This is a genomic window from Streptomyces spectabilis (assembly GCF_008704795.1).
In the GTDB taxonomy this organism is placed as follows: domain Bacteria; phylum Actinomycetota; class Actinomycetes; order Streptomycetales; family Streptomycetaceae; genus Streptomyces; species Streptomyces spectabilis.
This window is the reverse complement of the sequence record NZ_CP023690.1, coordinates 4,503,989-4,521,252: the sequence shown is the minus strand read 5'-3', so window position 1 is coordinate 4,521,252 and position 17,264 is coordinate 4,503,989. Positions and strand designations below refer to the sequence as shown.

The 17,264-nt window shown below is 74.5% G+C and carries 13 protein-coding genes; 9 read left to right on the top strand and 4 right to left on the bottom strand.

The window, feature by feature from the left end:
- Window positions 1-44: 44 nt before the first annotated feature.
- From CP982_RS19535 to CP982_RS19505, 7 genes are read left to right on the top strand one after another with little or no spacing between them, the layout of a single operon-like run.
- Window positions 45-848, top strand: coding sequence for a TIGR03084 family metal-binding protein (locus CP982_RS19535; RefSeq protein WP_184925544.1), 804 nt, complete (start codon window positions 45-47; stop codon window positions 846-848).
- Window positions 845-2,548 (top strand): acyclic terpene utilization AtuA family protein, encoded by a 1,704-nt coding sequence (locus tag CP982_RS19530; RefSeq protein WP_150511731.1) that lies wholly within the window; start codon window positions 845-847, stop codon window positions 2,546-2,548. The genes CP982_RS19535 and CP982_RS19530 overlap by 4 nt, the downstream gene beginning before the upstream one ends.
- On the top strand, window positions 2,545-4,143 hold the full coding sequence (locus tag CP982_RS19525; protein ID WP_150511730.1) for an acyl-CoA carboxylase subunit beta: 1,599 nt from the start codon (window positions 2,545-2,547) through the stop codon (window positions 4,141-4,143). The genes CP982_RS19530 and CP982_RS19525 overlap by 4 nt, the downstream gene beginning before the upstream one ends.
- 10 nt (window positions 4,144-4,153) lie before the next feature.
- On the top strand, window positions 4,154-6,151 hold the full coding sequence (locus tag CP982_RS19520) for an acetyl/propionyl/methylcrotonyl-CoA carboxylase subunit alpha (protein ID WP_150511729.1): 1,998 nt from the start codon (window positions 4,154-4,156) through the stop codon (window positions 6,149-6,151).
- Window positions 6,152-6,156: 5 nt separating this feature from the next.
- Complete coding sequence (locus tag CP982_RS19515; protein ID WP_150511728.1) at window positions 6,157-7,323, top strand: acyl-CoA dehydrogenase family protein; 1,167 nt, start codon at window positions 6,157-6,159, stop codon at window positions 7,321-7,323.
- Window positions 7,324-7,363: 40 nt separating this feature from the next.
- Window positions 7,364-8,101, top strand: coding sequence for an enoyl-CoA hydratase family protein (locus CP982_RS19510; protein WP_150511727.1), 738 nt, complete (start codon window positions 7,364-7,366; stop codon window positions 8,099-8,101).
- The gene (locus tag CP982_RS19505) at window positions 8,089-8,694 is read left to right on the top strand and encodes a TetR/AcrR family transcriptional regulator (RefSeq protein ID WP_150511726.1); all 606 of its coding nucleotides are present in this window, start codon (window positions 8,089-8,091) and stop codon (window positions 8,692-8,694) included. Before CP982_RS19510 ends, CP982_RS19505 begins: the two co-directional genes overlap by 13 nt.
- A 26-nt stretch (window positions 8,695-8,720) precedes the next feature.
- Here CP982_RS19505 and CP982_RS19500 read toward each other — a convergent pair whose 3' ends face one another.
- Window positions 8,721-9,821 (bottom strand): citrate synthase 2, encoded by a 1,101-nt coding sequence (locus CP982_RS19500; protein ID WP_184925547.1) that lies wholly within the window; start codon window positions 9,819-9,821, stop codon window positions 8,721-8,723.
- Window positions 9,822-10,121: 300 nt separating this feature from the next.
- On the opposite strand from CP982_RS19500, the gene pdxH reads away from it, so the two are divergent.
- Entirely contained in the window at window positions 10,122-10,802 is a 681-nt protein-coding gene (gene pdxH / locus CP982_RS19495; RefSeq protein WP_372503517.1) for a pyridoxamine 5'-phosphate oxidase, read from the top strand.
- A 1,040-nt stretch (window positions 10,803-11,842) separates the two neighbouring features.
- Here the strand turns inward: pdxH and CP982_RS19490 are convergent.
- Together CP982_RS19490 and CP982_RS19485 are read right to left on the bottom strand one after the other, a co-directional pair.
- Window positions 11,843-12,709 carry an alpha/beta fold hydrolase gene (locus CP982_RS19490; protein WP_150511724.1) on the bottom strand — a complete coding sequence of 289 codons (867 nt, stop codon included), beginning with the start codon at window positions 12,707-12,709 and terminating at the stop codon, window positions 11,843-11,845.
- A gap of 594 nt (window positions 12,710-13,303) precedes the next feature.
- Window positions 13,304-13,996, bottom strand: coding sequence for an iron-dependent transcriptional repressor DtxR (locus CP982_RS19485; protein ID WP_030361523.1), 693 nt, complete (start codon window positions 13,994-13,996; stop codon window positions 13,304-13,306).
- Window positions 13,997-14,176: 180 nt separating this feature from the next.
- Here CP982_RS19485 and CP982_RS19480 point away from each other — a divergent pair, with 180 nt between their 5' ends.
- Window positions 14,177-14,968, top strand: a complete 792-nt coding sequence (locus CP982_RS19480; RefSeq protein ID WP_150511723.1) for an SIS domain-containing protein — start codon at window positions 14,177-14,179, stop codon at window positions 14,966-14,968.
- A gap of 668 nt (window positions 14,969-15,636) precedes the next feature.
- On the opposite strand, the gene CP982_RS19475 is transcribed toward CP982_RS19480, so the two are convergent.
- Window positions 15,637-17,004, bottom strand: a complete 1,368-nt coding sequence (locus CP982_RS19475; protein ID WP_150511722.1) for a PAS domain-containing protein — start codon at window positions 17,002-17,004, stop codon at window positions 15,637-15,639.
- Window positions 17,005-17,264 lie beyond the last annotated feature (260 nt).

Below are 17,264 nucleotides of genomic sequence, written 5' to 3'. Positions count from 1 at the left end.
CCATGCTCCCAGGGCACACCGCCGTGCCCTGAGGGGAGCGCACCGTGTCCGACGCCCGCGCCGTCATCGGCGTACTCGACGATCTGCGCGACGAGAGCGACGAACTCGACCGCCTCGTCGACGCCTTGGAGCCCGAGCGGTGGTCCCTGCCCACGCCCGCGCCCGGCTGGACCGTCGCCCACCAGATCGCGCACCTCGCCTGGACCGACCGGGCCGCGCTGCTCGCCGCGACCGACCCCGACGGGTTCGCCGCGCAGGCGGCCGCCGCCCTGAAGGCGCCGGACACCTTCGTCGACGACGGTGCCCGCGAGGGCGCGGCCAAGGCGCCCGCCGCGCTCCTCAAGAGCTGGCGCACCGGCCGCGACGCGCTCCAGCGGGCCCTGCGCGCCGCCCCGCCCGAGGCCCGCTTCCCCTGGTACGGGCCGCCCATGTCGCCCGCGGCCGTCGCGACCGCGCGGCTCATGGAGACCTGGGCCCACGGCCAGGACCTCGCCGAGGCGCTCGGCGTGACGCGCGCCCCCACGGCCCGTCTGAGGCACGTCGCCCGGATCGGGGTGCGGGCGCGGGACTATGCCCACGCCGTGCGCGGACTCGACGCCCCCGGCGAGGAGTTCCGCGTCGAACTCACCGCCCCGGACGGCTCGCTGTGGACGTACGGGCCGAAGGACGCCGCCCAGCGCGTCACCGGGCCCGCGCTCGACTTCTGCCTCCTGGTCACCCGGCGCGCGCACCGCGACGACCTCGCCGTCCGCGCGGAGGGCGTCGCCGCCGACCGCTGGCTGGACATCGCCCAGGCGTTCGCGGGCCCACCCGGCGCCGGGCGCGCGCCGAAGGGCGGGCGGGGGTGACGGCCCCCGGACCCCTGCGCGTCGGCAACGCCTCCGGCTTCTACGGCGACCGCTTCGACGCCGTGCGCGAGATGCTCACCGGCGGCCCCCTCGACGTCCTGACCGGTGACTACCTCGCCGAGCTGACCATGCTCATCCTGGGCCGCGACCGCCTCAAGGACCCCGACCTCGGCTACGCCAAGACCTTCCTGAAGCAGATGGAGGAGTGCCTGGGCGAGGCCCACGACCGGGGCGTCCGCATCGTCGCCAACGCGGGCGGCCTGAACCCGGCCGGACTCGCCAAGGCCCTGCGCACGGCGGCCGCCCGCTTCGGCCTGCCCACGCGCGTGGCGCACGTGGAGGGCGACGACCTGGGCGCCCGCTTCCCCGGCGCCCTCACCGCCCACGCCTACCTCGGCGGTTTCGGCATCGCCGAGGCCCTGCGCGCGGGCGCCGACGTCGTGGTGACCGGGCGCGTCACCGACGCCGCCCTCGTCACCGGGCCCGCCGCCGCCCACTTCGGCTGGGCCCCGGACGCGTACGACGCACTCGCGGGCGCCGTCGTCGCCGGGCACATCCTGGAGTGCGGCACCCAGGCGACCGGCGGCAACTACGCGTTCTTCACCGAGCACGACCCCGCCGCCCTGCGCCGCCCCGGCTTCCCGCTCGCCGAGGTGCACGCGGACGGCTCCTGCGTCATCACCAAGCACGCCGCCACGGGCGGCGTCGTGGACGTCGGCACGGTCACCGCGCAACTCCTGTACGAGACCTCCGGCGCCCGGTACGCGGGCCCCGACGTCACCGCGCGCCTGGACTCGGTGCGGCTGCGCCAGGAGGGGCCGGACCGCGTCCGGGTCGAGGGGGTCGTCGGCGAGCCGCCGCCCCCCGCCCTCAAGGTCGGCCTGTCCCGCCTGGGCGGCTACCGCAACGAGGTCGTGTTCGTGCTCACGGGACTCGACGTCGACGCCAAGGCCGAGCTGGTCCGCGCCCAGGTCGAGGACGCCCTCGGCAGCGCCAAGTCGCGCCCGGCCGAGGTGCGTTGGGAGCTGGCCCGCACCGACCACCGCGACGCCGCGACCGAGGAGAGCGCGAGCGCCCTGCTCCGCCTCGTCGTCCGCGACCCCGACGCGGCGGCGGTCGGCCGCGCCCTCAGCGGCGCCGCGGTGGAGCTCGCCCTCGGCAGCTACCCGGGCTTCCACGTCACGGCCCCGCCCGGCAAGGGCACGCCGTACGGGGTCTTCGAGGCGGCCTACGTCCCGGCCGGCACCGTACGGCACGTCGCGGTCCTCCCGGACGGGCGGCGCCTGGAGATACCGGCGGCGGCCGGGACCCGCGACCTGGCCGACGCCGAACCGCCGCCCCTGCCCGAGCCGTTGGCGCACGCGGGACCGACCCGCAGGGTTCCGCTCGGGTACGTGGCGGGCGCCCGCAGCGGCGACAAGGGCGGCGACGCGAACGTCGGGGTGTGGGCGCGCACCGACGAGGCGTGGCGGTGGCTGGCCCACCGTCTGACGGCCGACGCCTTCCAGGAGCTGATCCCCGAGAGCGGGCCGCTGAAGGTCACCCGGCACCTGCTGCCGAACCTCCGCGCCCTCAACTTCACCGTCCACGGCATCCTCGGCGAGGGCGTCGCCTCGCGGTCCCGCTTCGACCCCCAGGCCAAGGGCCTCGCCGAATGGCTGCGCTCCCGGTACCTGGACATCCCGGAGGTGCTCCTGTGACCGTCCTCGCGTCCGCGCTCGACACCGCGAGCCCCGAGTACGCCGCCCACCGCGAGGCCATGCTCGCCAAGCTCGCCGAACTCGACGCCGAGCAGGCCAAGGCCCTGGAGGGCGGCGGCGAGAAGTACGTCCGGCGGCACCGCGAGCGGGGCAAGCTCCTCGCCCGGGAGCGGATCGAGCTGCTGCTCGACCCCGACACGCCCTTCCTCGAACTGTCCCCCCTTGCCGCCTGGGGCAGCGAGTACCCCGTCGGCGCCTCGATGGTGACCGGGATCGGCGTCGTCGAGGGCGTCGAGTGCCTCATCACCGCCAACGACCCGACCGTGCGCGGCGGCGCCAGCAACCCCTGGACGCTGAAGAAGGCCTTCCGCGCCCACGAGATCGGGCAGGCGAACCGGCTCCCCTCGATCCACCTCGTGGAGTCCGGCGGCGCCGACCTGCCCTCGCAGAAGGACATCTTCATCCCGGGCGGCGCCCTGTTCAAACACCTCACGCAGGCCTCGGCGGCGGGCGTCCCGACCATCGCCGTCGTCTTCGGCAACTCCACCGCGGGCGGTGCCTACGTACCCGGCATGTGCGACCACGTGATCATGGTCAAGGAGCGGGCGAAGGTGTTCCTCGGCGGCCCGCCCCTGGTGAAGATGGCCACCGGGGAGGAGAGCGACGACGAGTCGCTCGGCGGCGCCGAGATGCACGCCCGCACCTCGGGGCTCGCGGACTACCTCGCGCAGGACGAGCACGACGCGCTCCGCCGCACCCGCCGGGTCGTCGCCCGCCTCAACTGGCGCAAGGCGTACGCCGATCCGCCGCCCGCCGAGCCCCCGAAGTACGACGCCGACGAACTCCTCGGCGTCGTCCCGGGCGATCTGCGCACCCCCTTCGACCCGCGCGAGGTCATCGCCCGGATCGTCGACGGCTCCGACTTCGACGAGTTCAAGCCCTTGTACGGGACTTCGCTCACCACCGGCTGGGCGCGCCTGCACGGCTATCCCGTGGGGATCCTCGCCAACGCCCAGGGCGTGCTGTTCAGCGAGGAGTCGCAGAAGGCCGCGCAGTTCATCCAGCTCGCCAACCAGCGCGACATCCCGCTGCTCTTCCTGCACAACACCACCGGCTACATGGTCGGCAAGGAGTACGAGCAGGGCGGCATCATCAAGCACGGCTCGATGATGATCAACGCGGTGAGCAACTCGAAGGTCCCGCACCTGTCCGTGCTCATGGGCGCCTCCTACGGAGCCGGGCACTACGGCATGTGCGGCCGCGCCTACGACCCCCGCTTCCTCTTCGCCTGGCCCGGCGCCAAGTCGGCCGTCATGGGCCCGCAGCAGCTCGCGGGCGTCCTGTCGATCGTCGCCCGGCAGTCGGCCGCGGCGAAGGGACAGCCCTACGACGAGGAGGCCGACGCGGCCCTGCGCGCCATGGTGGAGCAGCAGATCGAGGCGGAGTCGCTGCCGATGTTCCTCTCCGGGCGGCTCTACGACGACGGCGTGATCGACCCGCGCGACACCCGCACCGTCCTCGGCATCTGCCTCTCGGCCCTGCACACAGCCCCCTACGAAGGCGCGCGCGGCGGCTTCGGCGTCTTCCGGATGTGAGGTGGTCCCCGTGATCTCGAAGCTGCTCGTGGCCAACCGGGGCGAGATCGCCGTCCGGGTCTTCCGCACCTGCCGGGAGCTCGGCATCGCCACCGTCGCCGTGTACTCCGACGCCGATGCCGACGCCCTGCACGTCCGCGCCGCCGACGAGGCCGTACGCCTGCCCGGCGCGGCCCCGGCCGCGACCTATCTGCGCGGCGACCTGATCGTGGCGGCCGCGCGGACCACGGGCACGGACGCGGTCCACCCCGGCTACGGCTTCCTCTCCGAGAACGCCGCGTTCGCCCGCGAGGTCGTCGACGCGGGGCTCACCTGGATCGGGCCGCCCCCGGAGGCCATCGAGGCGATGGCCTCCAAGACCCGGGCGAAGGAGCTGATGGGGATCGCGCCGCTCGCCCCGGCGGATGTCACCGGCGCCGATCTGCCCGTCCTGGTGAAGGCGGCGGCCGGAGGCGGCGGCCGCGGCATGCGCGTCGTACGGGAACTCGCCGACCTCGCGGGCGAGTTGGCTGCCGCGTCGGCGGAGGCGGCGAGCGCCTTCGGTGACGGCGAGGTGTTCGTCGAGCCCTATGTGGAGGGTGGGCGGCACGTGGAGGTGCAGCTCCTCGCCGACGCGCACGGCACCGTGTGGCCCCTCGGGACGCGCGACTGCTCCCTCCAGCGCCGCCACCAGAAGGTCATCGAGGAGGCCCCGGCGCCCGGCCTGCCCGACGCGCTCGTCGAGCGCCTCCACGAACTGGCCACGCGCGCGGCCCACAAGGTCGGCTACCGGGGCGCGGGCACCGTCGAGTTCCTGCTCGCCGCGGACGGCACCCCGCACTTCCTGGAGATGAACACCCGCCTCCAGGTCGAGCACCCCGTGACGGAGGAGGTGTGCGGGGTCGACCTGGTGGCGCTCCAGATCCGCGTCGCCGAGGGCCACGCCCTTCAGGGGCCGCACCCGCCCCGGCCCGTCGGACACGCCGTCGAGGCCCGTCTGTACGCGGAGGACCCGGCGGCCGGGTGGGCCCCGCAGACCGGCACCCTGCACCGCCTCGCCGTGCCCGACGGGGTGCGCCTGGACACGGGCTACGCCGGCGGCGACACCATCGGCGTGCACTACGACGCCATGCTGGCGAAGGTCGTCGCGTACGCGCCCACGCGCGCCGAAGCCGTCCGCAAGCTGGCGGGCGCCCTGGAGCGGACCGTGGTCCACGGGCCCGTCACCAACCGCGAGTTGCTCGTCCGCTCGCTGCGCCACCCCGAGTTCGCCGCCGGGCGCGTGGACACGTCCTTCTACGACCGGCACCTGCCCGAGCTGACAGGGCCCGACGACGCGGGCCCGCAGGTCCGGTACGCCCCGCTGGCCGCCGCCCTTGCCGAATCGCGCGGCCGGTCCCGCTTCGGCGGCTGGCGCAACCTGCGCTCGCAGCCGCAGGTGAAGCGGTACCGCGACGCGGCCGACGGCACCGAGCACGAGGTGCGGTACACGCACACCAGGGACGGCCTCCGGGCGGACGGCGTCCGCGTCCTCGCCGTCGCCCCCGACCGCGTGGTCCTCGAAGTCGACGGCGTACGACGGGAGTTCACGGTCTCCCGCTACGACGACTCCGGCCGGGTCCACGTCGGGAACGTGACCCTCGTGGCGCTGCCCCCGCTCCCGGAGCCCACCGTCCGGCAGGAGCCCGGCTCCCTGCTCGCGCCCATGCCGGGGACGGTCGTCCGGGTGGCCGAGGGGCTTGCGGTGGGCGCCGAGGTCACGGCGGGGCAGCCGCTGATCTGGCTGGAGGCCATGAAGATGGAGCACCGCGTCACCGCCCCCGCGTCCGGCACGCTCACCGCGCTGCACGCGGAGCCGGGCCGACAGGTGGAGATGGGCGCGCTCCTCGCCGTCGTACAGGAGTCAGTACGGGAATCAGCAGAGGAATCAGTAGAGGAATCAGTAGAGGAATCAGCAGAGGAATCAGCGCAGGCATCAGGCCAGGCATCAGGCCAGGAACCCACGTCTCGGGAGGAAGTCTCAGCATGACCGGCATGAGCACAGTCCTGGAATCCGAGGAACACGCCGCGCTGCGCGCCGCCGTCGCCGCGCTCGGCCGCCGCTACGGCCGCGACTACCTGACCCGCGTCGTGAGCGAGGGCGCCCACCCCGACGAGCTGTGGGCGGACGCCGCCAAGCTGGGCTACCTGGGCGTGAACCTGCCGGAGGAGTACGGCGGCGGGGGCGGCGGCATCGCCGAACTCTCCCTCGTCCTGGAGGAGTTGGGTGCGGCGGGCTGTCCGCTGCTCATGATGGTGGTCTCCCCGGCGATCTGCGGCACGGTGATCGCCCGCTTCGGCACCGACGCGCAGAAGCGCGCCTGGCTCCCGGGCCTCGCCGACGGCAGCCGCACCATGGCGTTCGGCATCACCGAGCCGGACGCGGGCTCCAACTCGCACCGCATCACCACGACCGCCCGCAAGGACCCCGGCACCGGCGACTGGCTCCTGACCGGCCGCAAGGTGTTCATATCGGGCGTCGACATCGCGGACGCCACGCTGATCGTGGGCCGCACGGAGGACGCCCGCACCGGCAGCCTGAAGCCGTGCCTGTTCATCGTGGACCGGGACGCGCCGGGCTTCCGGCGGCGCCCCATCGCCATGGAACTCAAGGCGGCGGAGAAGCAGTTCGAGCTGGTCCTCGACGACGTGCGGCTGCCCGCCGACGCGCTCGTCGGCGACGAGGACGCGGGCCTCCTCCAGCTCTTCGCGGGCCTCAACCCCGAGCGGATCATGACGGCCGCGTTCGCACTCGGCATGGGCCGCTTCGCCCTCGCGCGCGCGGTCGAGTACGCGAAGGACCGCACCGTGTGGAAGGCCCCCATCGGCGCGCACCAGGCGATCGCGCACCCGCTCGCGCAGTGCCACGTCGACCTCGAACTCGCGGGCCTGATGACCCGCAAGGCCGCCCACCTGTACGACGCCGGGGACGACGTGGCGGCGGGCGAGGCCGCGAACATGGCGAAGCTCGCCGCCGCCGACGCCTGTGTGAAGGCCGTCGACCAGGCCGTGCACACGCTCGGCGGCAACGGCCTGACGGCCGAGTTCGGCCTGGCCTCGCTGATCGTCGCGTCCCGGGTGGCCCGGATCGCCCCGGTGAGTCGCGAGATGATCCTCAACTACGTCTCGCACCAGACCCTGGGCCTGCCCAAGTCCTACTGAAGTCCCGCCGCCCCCGCACCCCGTGGGAAGGGAAGTGCCCATGACCGTGGTGACCGCCTCGAAGCCCGAACGGGGCGTCGTGACCCTCGCCCTCGACTCGCCCGCCAACCGCAACGCGCTCTCCGCGGCCCTGGTCGCCGAGCTGACGGCCGCCCTGGAGCGGGCCGGGGCGGACGACGGCGTACGGGCCGTGGTGCTCACGCACACGGGCTCGACGTTCTGCTCGGGCGCGGACCTGCGGCAGCCGCCCGACCCCGCGGCCTTCGTGGCGCTGATGCGGCGGATCGTGACCCTGCCGAAGCCCGTGGTGGCGCGGGTGCGCGGCCATGTGCGGGCGGGCGGCCTCGGCCTCCTGGCCGCCTGCGACATCGCCGTCGCCGGTGAGGGCGCTTCCTTCGCCCTGACCGAAGTGCGCATCGGAGTCGTCGCCGCGGTGATCTCGATACCGCTCCTGGCCCGTGTCGACGCGCGCGCCGCCGGCCGCTACTTCCTCACCGGCGAGCGCTTCGAGTCGGCGGAGGCGGCCCGGATCGGCCTGGTCACCGCGTACGACGACGACGTCGACAGGGCCCTCGCGCCCGTCCTGGACGGGCTGCGCGAGGCGGCCCCCGGGGCACTCGCCGACACGAAGAAACTCCTCACGGCTAAGGTTCTCAGCGCATTCGACGAGGAGTCGGACGCTGTCATCGCCCTGTCCGCGGGCCGGTTCCGCTCGGCCGAGGCGCAGGAGGGCATGGCGGCGTTCCTGGAACGACGGGAGCGCCCATGGGTGCTGTGACGGAGGCCGACCGTTCGCCCAAGCAGGACCGCAGCCGGGCCACCCGGCAGCGGCTCCTGGAGGCGGCCGTGGCGTGTCTGGCCGAACACGGCTGGACCGGCTCGACGGTCACCGTCGTGTCCGAGCGCGCCGGGGTGTCGCGGGGCGCGGCCCAGCACCACTTCCCGACCCGCGAGGACCTCTTCACGGCCGCCGTGGAGTACGTCGCCGAGGAGCGCTCCGCGGCGCTGCGGGGCCTGTTCCCCGAGGGCGCCGGTGCCGCCGACCGGGCCGCGGTCGTGCGCGCCCTGGTCGACCTCTACACCGGCCCGCTGTTCCGCGCCGCCCTCCAGCTGTGGGTGGCCGCCTCCAACGAGCCCCAACTGGGGCCGCGCGTCGCCGAGCTGGAGGCCCGCGTCGGCCGCGAGACCCATCGCATAGCCGTCGAGCTCCTCGCCGTCGACGAGTCCCGCCCCGGCGCCCGCGAGACCGTCCAGGGCCTCCTCGACATGGCCCGCGGCCTGGGCCTCGCCAACCTCCTCACGGACGACGCCCACCGCCGCGACCGGGTGGTCCACCAGTGGAGCCACCTGGTCGCGGGGGCGTTGGGTTAGCCCGCTCACGGGGCTGGGCGCCAGGGTCAGCCCGAGATGTCCGCGTACCCCGGGATGTCACGCGGACTGCGGGCCGCGGGCCCCACGTAGCGGGCGGACGGCCGCACCAGGCGCCCCGTCCGCTTCTGCTCGAGGATGTGCGCCGACCAGCCGGCGGTCCGCGCACACGTGAACATGGACGTGAACATGTGCGCCGGCACCTCGGCGAAGTCGAGGACGATCGCCGCCCAGAACTCCACGTTCGTGGCAAGCACCCGGTCGGGCCGCCGCGCGTGCAGCTCGTCGAGCGCCGCCTTCTCCAGCGCCTCGGCCACCTCGAAGCGCGGAGCGCCCAGCTCCCGCGCGGTCCGCCGGAGCACCCGCGCCCGCGGGTCCTCGGCGCGGTAGACCCGGTGCCCGAAGCCCATGAGCCGCTCGCCCCGGTCGAGCGCCTGCTTCACGTACGCCACGGCGTCCCCGGTGCGCTCGATCTCCTCGATCATGCCCAGGACCCGCGAGGGCGCGCCCCCGTGCAGCGGCCCCGACATGGCCCCGACGGCCCCGGAGAGCGCGGCCGCGACGTCGGCGCCGGTGGAGGCGATGACCCGCGCGGTGAACGTGGACGCGTTCATCCCGTGCTCGGCGGCCGACGTCCAGTACGCGTCGACGGCCTGGACGTGCCGCGGGTCGGGCTCGCCGCGCCAGCGCCGCATGAACCGCTCCACGACGGTCTCCGCCTTGTCGATCTCCCGCTGCGGCACCATCGGCAGGCCCTGCCCGCGCGCGGACTGGGCGACGTACGACAGGGCCATCACGGCGGCCCGCGCGAGGTCGTCGCGGGCCTGCGCCTCGTCGATGTCGAGCAGCGGCCGCAGGCCCCACACGGGGGCGAGCATGGCGAGCGCGGACTGCACGTCGACGCGGATGTCGCCGGAGTGGACGGGGATGGGGAACGGCTCGGCGGGCGGCAGGCCCGGGTTGAACGCGCCGTCGACGAGCAGGCCCCACACGTTGCCGAAGGAGACGCCGCCGACCAGGTCCTCGATGTCGACGCCCCGGTAGCGCAGGGCACCGCCCTCCTTGTCCGGTTCGGCGATCTCCGTCTCGAACGCGACGACTCCCTCAAGTCCGGGTACGAAGTCGGACATCAGGCGGCTCCTCATGATGGGTACGAGATGTGTACGACAGCTCTGTGCGACAGATGCGTGCGACCAGTGATCTGGCGATGCTCTGGGGTAACCCGGTGATGCCCCGCGCGGCCGGAGGTCACCCAACCGAAACGGTTTCGGCACGATAACCCTTGGTGCCACCCTTCGCGATGGACTGCGGCACTCAGTGCCACACATCACCTCATGGTGGGGCGCGCCGGGGCCGCGCGCCCGCCGACTGCCGCTGCGCGCCCCGGCATTCGTATACGGCAAGATGACCGCGTGACCGAGTCCCGTGCCATCGCCTCCGAGTCCGCAGCGGCCGTCGACCTGGCCGCCATGCGTGCGCAGTACCGCACCGACGGCATCGCCGAGGCCGACTTCCCCGAGGAGCCGTTCCAGCAGTTCGCGCGCTGGTTCGAGCAGGCGGCCGCGGAGGCGGCGGACCCGGCGGGGGTGCTCGCCGAGCCGAACGCGATGATCGTGTCCACGGTCGACGGCGAGGGGCGGCCCAGCTCGCGCACGGTGCTCCTGAAGGGCGTCGACGAGCGCGGCTTCGTCTTCTTCACCAACTACGAGTCCCGCAAGGCGCGGGACATCGCGGGCAACGCACACGTGTCGCTGCTCTTCCCCTGGCATCCGATGGGGCGTCAGGTGATCGTGACGGGCACGGCGGAGCGGACCGGGCGCGAGGAGACCGTCCGCTACTTCCGCAGCCGCCCGCACGGCTCCCAGCTCGGCGCCTGGGCCAGCGCGCAGTCCTCGGTGATCGCCTCGCGTGACGAACTGGACGCGGCGTACGCGGAGTTGGCCGCGCGCTATCCCGAGGGCGAGCAGGTTCCGGCGCCGCCGCACTGGGGCGGCTTCCGGGTCCTGCCCGACACGGTCGAGTTCTGGCAGGGCCGCACCAACCGCCTCCACGACCGCCTCCGCTACACCCGCGAAGCCTCCACCTGGACCTTGCACCGCCTCAGCCCCTGATCCCCCTCCGCCCCGGCTCAACGGGTGCCCGGCGTCGGGGCGGTCGCTGAGCCGCGGTGCCCGCTGCCGGGGCGGTCCCGCCCACCTGGGCAGGGCCCCCGTAGGCCTCCACCACGGAGCCGCGCCGCCACCGCGGGGCCCGGCCTGGGCATCTGCGACGTCCGGGCCCCTGCTCAACGGTTGCTCGGCGCCTGGGGCTGTGCCCACCCGTCCCGCCCTGCGGGACGATTGCCCACAGCGGGGGGCATGGGGCCCACCCGCAGGGCTCCGTACCGAGACGCGGCTGCGGGGCCGCTACGCGCGGGCGCTCGGCGTCGGGCCGAGGGCGCGGGGTCGCCACCCGCGAGGGCTCAGGGCCGGGGCCTGGCTGCAAGCCGCCGGGACGGTCCCACCCGCCCGCTCCCGCCCGAGGGCACGGGATCGTGGGGCTGCCGCCCGCGAGGCCTCAGCGGCAGGGCCCAGCTGCAAGCCGCCGGGGCAGCCCCGCCTACCCGCTCCCGCCCGAGGGCACGGGGTCGTGGGGCCGCCGCCCGCGAGGGCTCAGGGCCGGGGCCTGGCTGCGCGGTGCCGGGGTAGTCCCGCCCACCCGCCCCCCGCCCCGGGGTGGGGATCCGCAGGGCTCCGCTCCGGGCCGAGTCCGGCGAAGCTCGGGAGATTCGGGCGGGCGGGTGGGAAAGACCGCCGCGGTAGCGGCGGCAGCTGTCCACTCAGCCGCAGCGCTCCGCGTCGGGGCCGAGTCCGGCGAAGCTCGGGAGATTCGGGCGGGCGGGTGGGAGAGACCGCCGCGGTAGCGGCGGCAGCTGTCCACTCAGCCGCAGCGCTCCGCGTCGGGGCCGAGTCCGGCGAAGCTCCGGAGATTCGGGCGGGCGGGTGGGAGAGACCGCCGCGGTAGCGGCGGCAGCTGTCCACTCAGCCGCAGCGCTCCGCGTCGGGGCCGAGTCCGGCGAAGCTCGGGTGAATCGGGTGGGCGGGTGGGAAAGAGCGCCGCGGTAGCGGCGGGAGCGCTCCGTGCCAGGGCCGCGCCTGGCGAAGCCGGGGGGCTAGCCCTCGGCGAGGGCCCGGTCCAGGAAGGGCTCGATGGCTTCGCGCCAGCCCTCGGGGCGGTCGTAGTGCACGAGGTGCCCCGCGTCGGAGACCTCCGCATAGGCCCCTCGCGGCAGCACCCGCACCATCTCCTGGGCCTCCGCCCGCCCCAGCTCCCCGTCGAGGCCGCGCACGACGAGAGCGGGGCACTGGACCTGGACGAGCTCCTCCCAGTGCGCGTCGTACACCCACGTCTCGCGGGACTTGAGCATCTGCGCGGGGTCGAAGACGGGCCGCCAGCCGTCCGGGCCCTCGGCCATGACCTCGGCGAAGAAGGCACCCCGCGAGGGGTTGGGCCGCTCCACCCAGGGATCGTCCTCGCCGAACCACTTGCGCACGTCCGCGAGCGTCGCGAACGGCACCGGCCAGGACTTGAACCACGCCTCCCACTCCCGCTGCGAGGCCGCCCCGAGCGCGGAGGCCCGCATGTCGCAGATGATCAGGCCCCGGACGAGGTCGGGGCGGCGCGCGGCCAGCTGCCAGGCGGTGAGGGCGCCCATGGAGTGGCCGATGAGCACGGCGGGGGAGAGGGCGAGCTGCTCCAGGGCGGCCTCGGCGTCGTCGACGTACGCCTCACGGGTGTAGGGGCCGTCGGCGGGCTTCTCGCTGCGCCCGTGGCCGCGCTGGTCGATGGCGACCGCGCGGTGCCGCTCGGCGAGCCAGCGGGCGGTGCCCGCCCAGTGCGAGGCCCGCCCCATGAGCCCGTGCAGCAACAGCACTCCGCCCCGCGGCTGCTCGGCCTCCCTGGACTTGGGAGGGTCGGCGTACTCCCAGGCCGCGAGGCTCACGCCGCCCGCGCCGGTCACGTCGATGCGCCGCACCATGGTCCCAGGCACCCCCCTTGGTTCCGCTTGGATCCGCTCGGGTTCTCAGCTCACGCTCCCCGGCACGCTATCGAACTATCATTCGAGAGCGGCCGTCTTGCCGCCAACACCCCTCGTTCGGGTGACCATGCTCAAGGATTGACCGCCGTCGCCGAGGGGAGATCTTCATCGGGAGGCGGGCCGCTCGGGGAGACCGGTCCGAGGGGAATGACCCTGGGAGCTCGGGGCTCCGGGTCAGCACAGGGGAGGACAGGCCCCGGCGCCGCGAGGTGCCGGGGCCCTCTGCTGCCCGGGGGTCGCGCTCCGCGTACCCCCGTCCACCAGGCGGGCACATCGTCTGTCCCCTCTCCGGCCGGGCGGTCCGGCCGTCCGGCCGGGACCCGGCGGCCACTCGGCCAAGTCCCGGCACCGGCGCGATCAAGAGCTCTCAGGTCATATGCCTCTCGCGACAGCGTCGCACGCAAATCGTCCCGGCGCTGCGATTCGGCACACTGGATCTTGGGCTCCGACACGTCTCGGACTCGCCTCAACCGCCGCTGTGGTAACGGCCGTTGACGCCCGTGCCGAGGCGGGCCGGAGCCCGGTGCGCCGGTCTCAGCGCTTGGCGACGAAGACGTGCGAGGCCACGTCCGCCGCCAGCTCGGCGGCTTCGCCGCTGCTGCCGACGAGCACGCCGCCCGCCGACTCCGTCACGCTCACCACGGAGCCGGGCTGCACGCCCGCGCGCCGCAGCGTGTACATCAGCTGCGCGTCCGTCTGGATCGGCTCGCCGATGCGGCGCACCACGACCGTCTTGCCGTCCGTGCCCGGGTCGAGGTCGATGAGGGAGACCATGCCCTCGTCCAGGAACGGGTCGGCGCCGTCCTTCTCGCCGAGCTCCTCGAGGCCCGGGATCGGATTGCCGTACGGCGACTCGGTGGGGTGGCGCAGGAGCTCCAGGACGCGGCGCTCCACCGCCTCGCTCATCACGTGCTCCCAGCGGCAGGCCTCGGCGTGCACCTGCTCCCACTCCAGGCCGATCACGTCGACCAGGAGGCACTCCGCCAGGCGGTGCTTGCGCATGACGCGCGTGGCCAGGCGGCGGCCCTCCTCGGTCAGCTCCAGGTGCCGGTCGCTCGCCACGGCCACCAGGCCGTCGCGCTCCATGCGCGCCACGGTCTGGCTCACCGTCGGGCCGCTCTGGTCGAGCCGCTCGGCGATGCGGGCGCGCATGGGGACGACACCCTCCTCCTCCAGTTCGAGGATGGTGCGCAGGTACATCTCAGTGGTGTCAATAAGCCCCGACATGGGTTGCCCCTCAGAATTCGCTCGTGCGCTGGCCCTGCCCTCAATTCTGACCCATACCACTGACAACCGGGTCGCGCCGGGTCGAAGAGGCGCTGTGAGTCCGTATTGACAGGGCGCTGGTTCAGACCGCACCGTGATCCGCGACACGACGGGACGCGGCGGGACGAAGGGGTTTCGCGGATGACCAACGGTACGCGGGACGGCGGCGCGGGCGGGACCGGTGGTGCCGGGCTCGCCGGACGGTACCTGGACGCCGCGATCGGGCTCCTGGAGCGGGTGCGCGACGAGGAGGCCGCCGCCATCACCGCCGCCGGTGAGCTCATCGCCGACGCCGTCGCCGCCGACGGGCGGCTCTTCGCCTTCGGCGCCGGGCACTCCTCGCTCGCCGCGCAGGACGTCGTCTACCGCGCGGGCGGGCTCGCCCTGATGAACCTGCTGTCCGTACCGGGCGTCGTCGGCGTGGACGTCATGCCCGCGACCCTCGGCTCCGCCCTGGAGCGGGTCGACGGCCTCGCGGGCGCCGTCCTCGACTCCAGCCCGGTGCGGCCCGGCGACGTCCTCGTGATCATCTCCCTGTCCGGCCGGAACTCGCTGCCCGTCGAGATGGCCGTGAACGCCCGCGCGCTCGGCCTGCGGGTCATCGGCGTGACGTCCGTGGCGTACGCGGAGGGGACGAGGTCGCGGCACTCCTCCGGCACGTTCCTGAAGGACCACTGCGACCTCGTGCTCGACACGAAGATCGCTGTCGGTGACGCGGAGCTGACCCTCGACTCCGTCGAGACCCCCTTCGGGCCCGCCTCCACGATGGTCGCGAGCGCGCTGATGCAGGCCCTGATGGCGACGGCCGCCGCGGGGCTCGCGGAGCGCGGGATCCAGCCGCCGTTGCTCCGCTCGGGGAACGTGGACGGGGGGCACGACTGGAACGGCCGCGTCTTCCAGGAATACGGCGACCGCATCTTCTACCGCCACTGACCCCCGGCTCCGCCGGGCGCGGAGCGCACCCGCCCGCCCGGCCGGGCCCCGACGCGGAGCGCTGCGGCTGAGCGGACAGCTGCCGCCGCTACCGCGGCGGTCTTTCCCACCCGCCCGCCCGAATCTCCGGAGCTTCGCCGGACTCGGCCCGGAGCGGAGCCCTGCGGATCCCCACCCCGGGGTGGGGGGCGGGTGGGCGGGACCACCCCGGCAGCGCGCAGCGCGGCCCCGATGCTGGGCCCTCGCGGGTGGCGGCCCCACGATCCCGTGCCCTCGGGTGGGGGCGGGCGGGTGGGACCGTCCCGGCGGCTTGCAGCCAGGCCCCGGCGCCGAGCGCACGCGCGTAGCGGCCCCGCAGCCGCGTCTCGGTACGGAGCGCTGAGGGTGGGCCCCATGCCCCCCGCTGTGGGCAATCGTCCCGCAGGGCGGGACGGGTGGGCACAGCCCCAGGCGCCGAGCAACCGTTGAGTAGGGGCCCGGACGTCGCAGATGCCCAGGCCGGGCCCGGGCCCGGGCCCGGCGGTGGCGGCGCGGCTCCGTGGTGGAGGCCTACGGGGGCCCTGCCCAGGTGGGCGGGACCGCCCCGGCAGCGGGCACCGCGGCTCAGCGACCGCCCCGACGGTGGACAGCCTGGCCCCGGGGGCGCCCGGGCCTTGGCGCGGCCCCGGTCAGTCGGGGAGGGTGGCTGCCAGGTCGAGGGCGGCGGCGATGCGGGCCGCCACGCTCTCCGCGTACACCGCGTCCGCCCGCTCGAACTGCGTCCGCGCCCCACCCCGCAGAAACGTCACGACGCCCACCGTGCGCCCCCGGCTGCGCAGCACCGCGCACAGGGCGTGCACGGAGGAGTCGGGCCACTGCCGGGCGGCAGCCCACTCGCGGGCCCGCTCGGGCGCCGCGAGCCCCGCGCTGGCCCGTACGGAGCCCGCGCGCTCCACGCACTGCGTGGCCGGATGCCCCTCCGGATAGCGCACGGGAAGCCCGGCCTTGTCGGCGGGCAGACAGGGCCCGGGGGCGCCGGCGGGCGTCGCCGCGGCCCGGACGAGCCGCACCGCGGGCTCGGCGGCGGTCAGGAGGTCGATCAGGGCGTGGTCGGCGAACCCGGCGAGGGAGAAGTCCAGCTGCACGGTGGCGGCCTCCATCGGGTCCTCGCACTCGGCGGCGGCCCGCGCGGAGCGGTGCAGCTGCTGCGAGCGGAAGCGCAGCTTCGCGGCCTCCTGCTCGGCCCGCTTGGAGTCCGTGACGTCCCGGAAGAGCCAGCCGACGCCCAGCGGCACCGGCTCCTCGGCGAGGGGCGAGCCGAGCCGCAGGAAGCCGCTGCGCCAGCACCGGCTCTCGGCCTCGCCGCCCTCGCCGCGCGTCGTCACCCACATCTCGGCGGGCGCGGGCGGCGCGCCCTCGGCCAGTACGTGTGCGAGAGCGCTCTCCAGCTCCTCGACGCCCTGGAGCAGCACCTCGCCGAGGGGCCGCCCGAGCAGCGCGGTGCGGCCGAGGCCGAGCAGCCGCGCCGCGTGTTCGTTGACGACGGCGGGCCTGAGGTCGGCGTCGACGAGGACGACGCCCCAGGAGGCGTGCTCGAACAGGGCCTCGCTGAGGGCGATGGACCGCTCCAGGTCGATCTGCGCGTGCACTTCGCTGAAGGCGCAGTACACCCCGGCGGGCTTGCCGTCGCCGCCGGGCACGGCCGCGGACTGGGTGCGGACGAGGACGCGCCCGCCGCCCTTGGTCAGGAGCGCGAACTCGTGCACCTGGCGGCCGGGGGCGTGCATGGCGGCCAGGAGCCGCTCCTCGACCTCCTCGGCGTCGGCGGGCCGCACGGCCCACCCGGCGAACCCGCGCCGCCCGACGGCCTCCGCGGCGGACCAGCCGAGGATCCGCTCCGCCTCGCGGTTCCAGTGCGTCACGACCCCGTCGGAGTCGAAGGCGCACAGCGCCGCGTCCATCCCGTCGAGGAGCGCCGCGAGCAGTTCGGAGCCGCCGGGCTCGGGCTCTTCCGGGCCCAGTTCGTCGGTCGTCCCGCTCTGTCGGGAAGCACTCACCTGGAACCCCCTGCAGGCCGCGTCGTCTTCCGCATGAGCTGAGTCTGCTGCACGTCAGATCATTCAACTCGAACGTGACGCGGACCACAGTAGGTTCCCGGAAGTTGAGGCAAATCGTTGTGAGTCCCGGCACGCGGAAAAACAGTTGAACGGCCGTGGCCCGCTTCCTAGGGTGAGTGTTACTTCGGAGAGGAGGTGGTTCGGCAGATGTATGGAAACCGGACGGAAGAGGTGGCTGCGGGCTAGCGGCCCGCCACCAC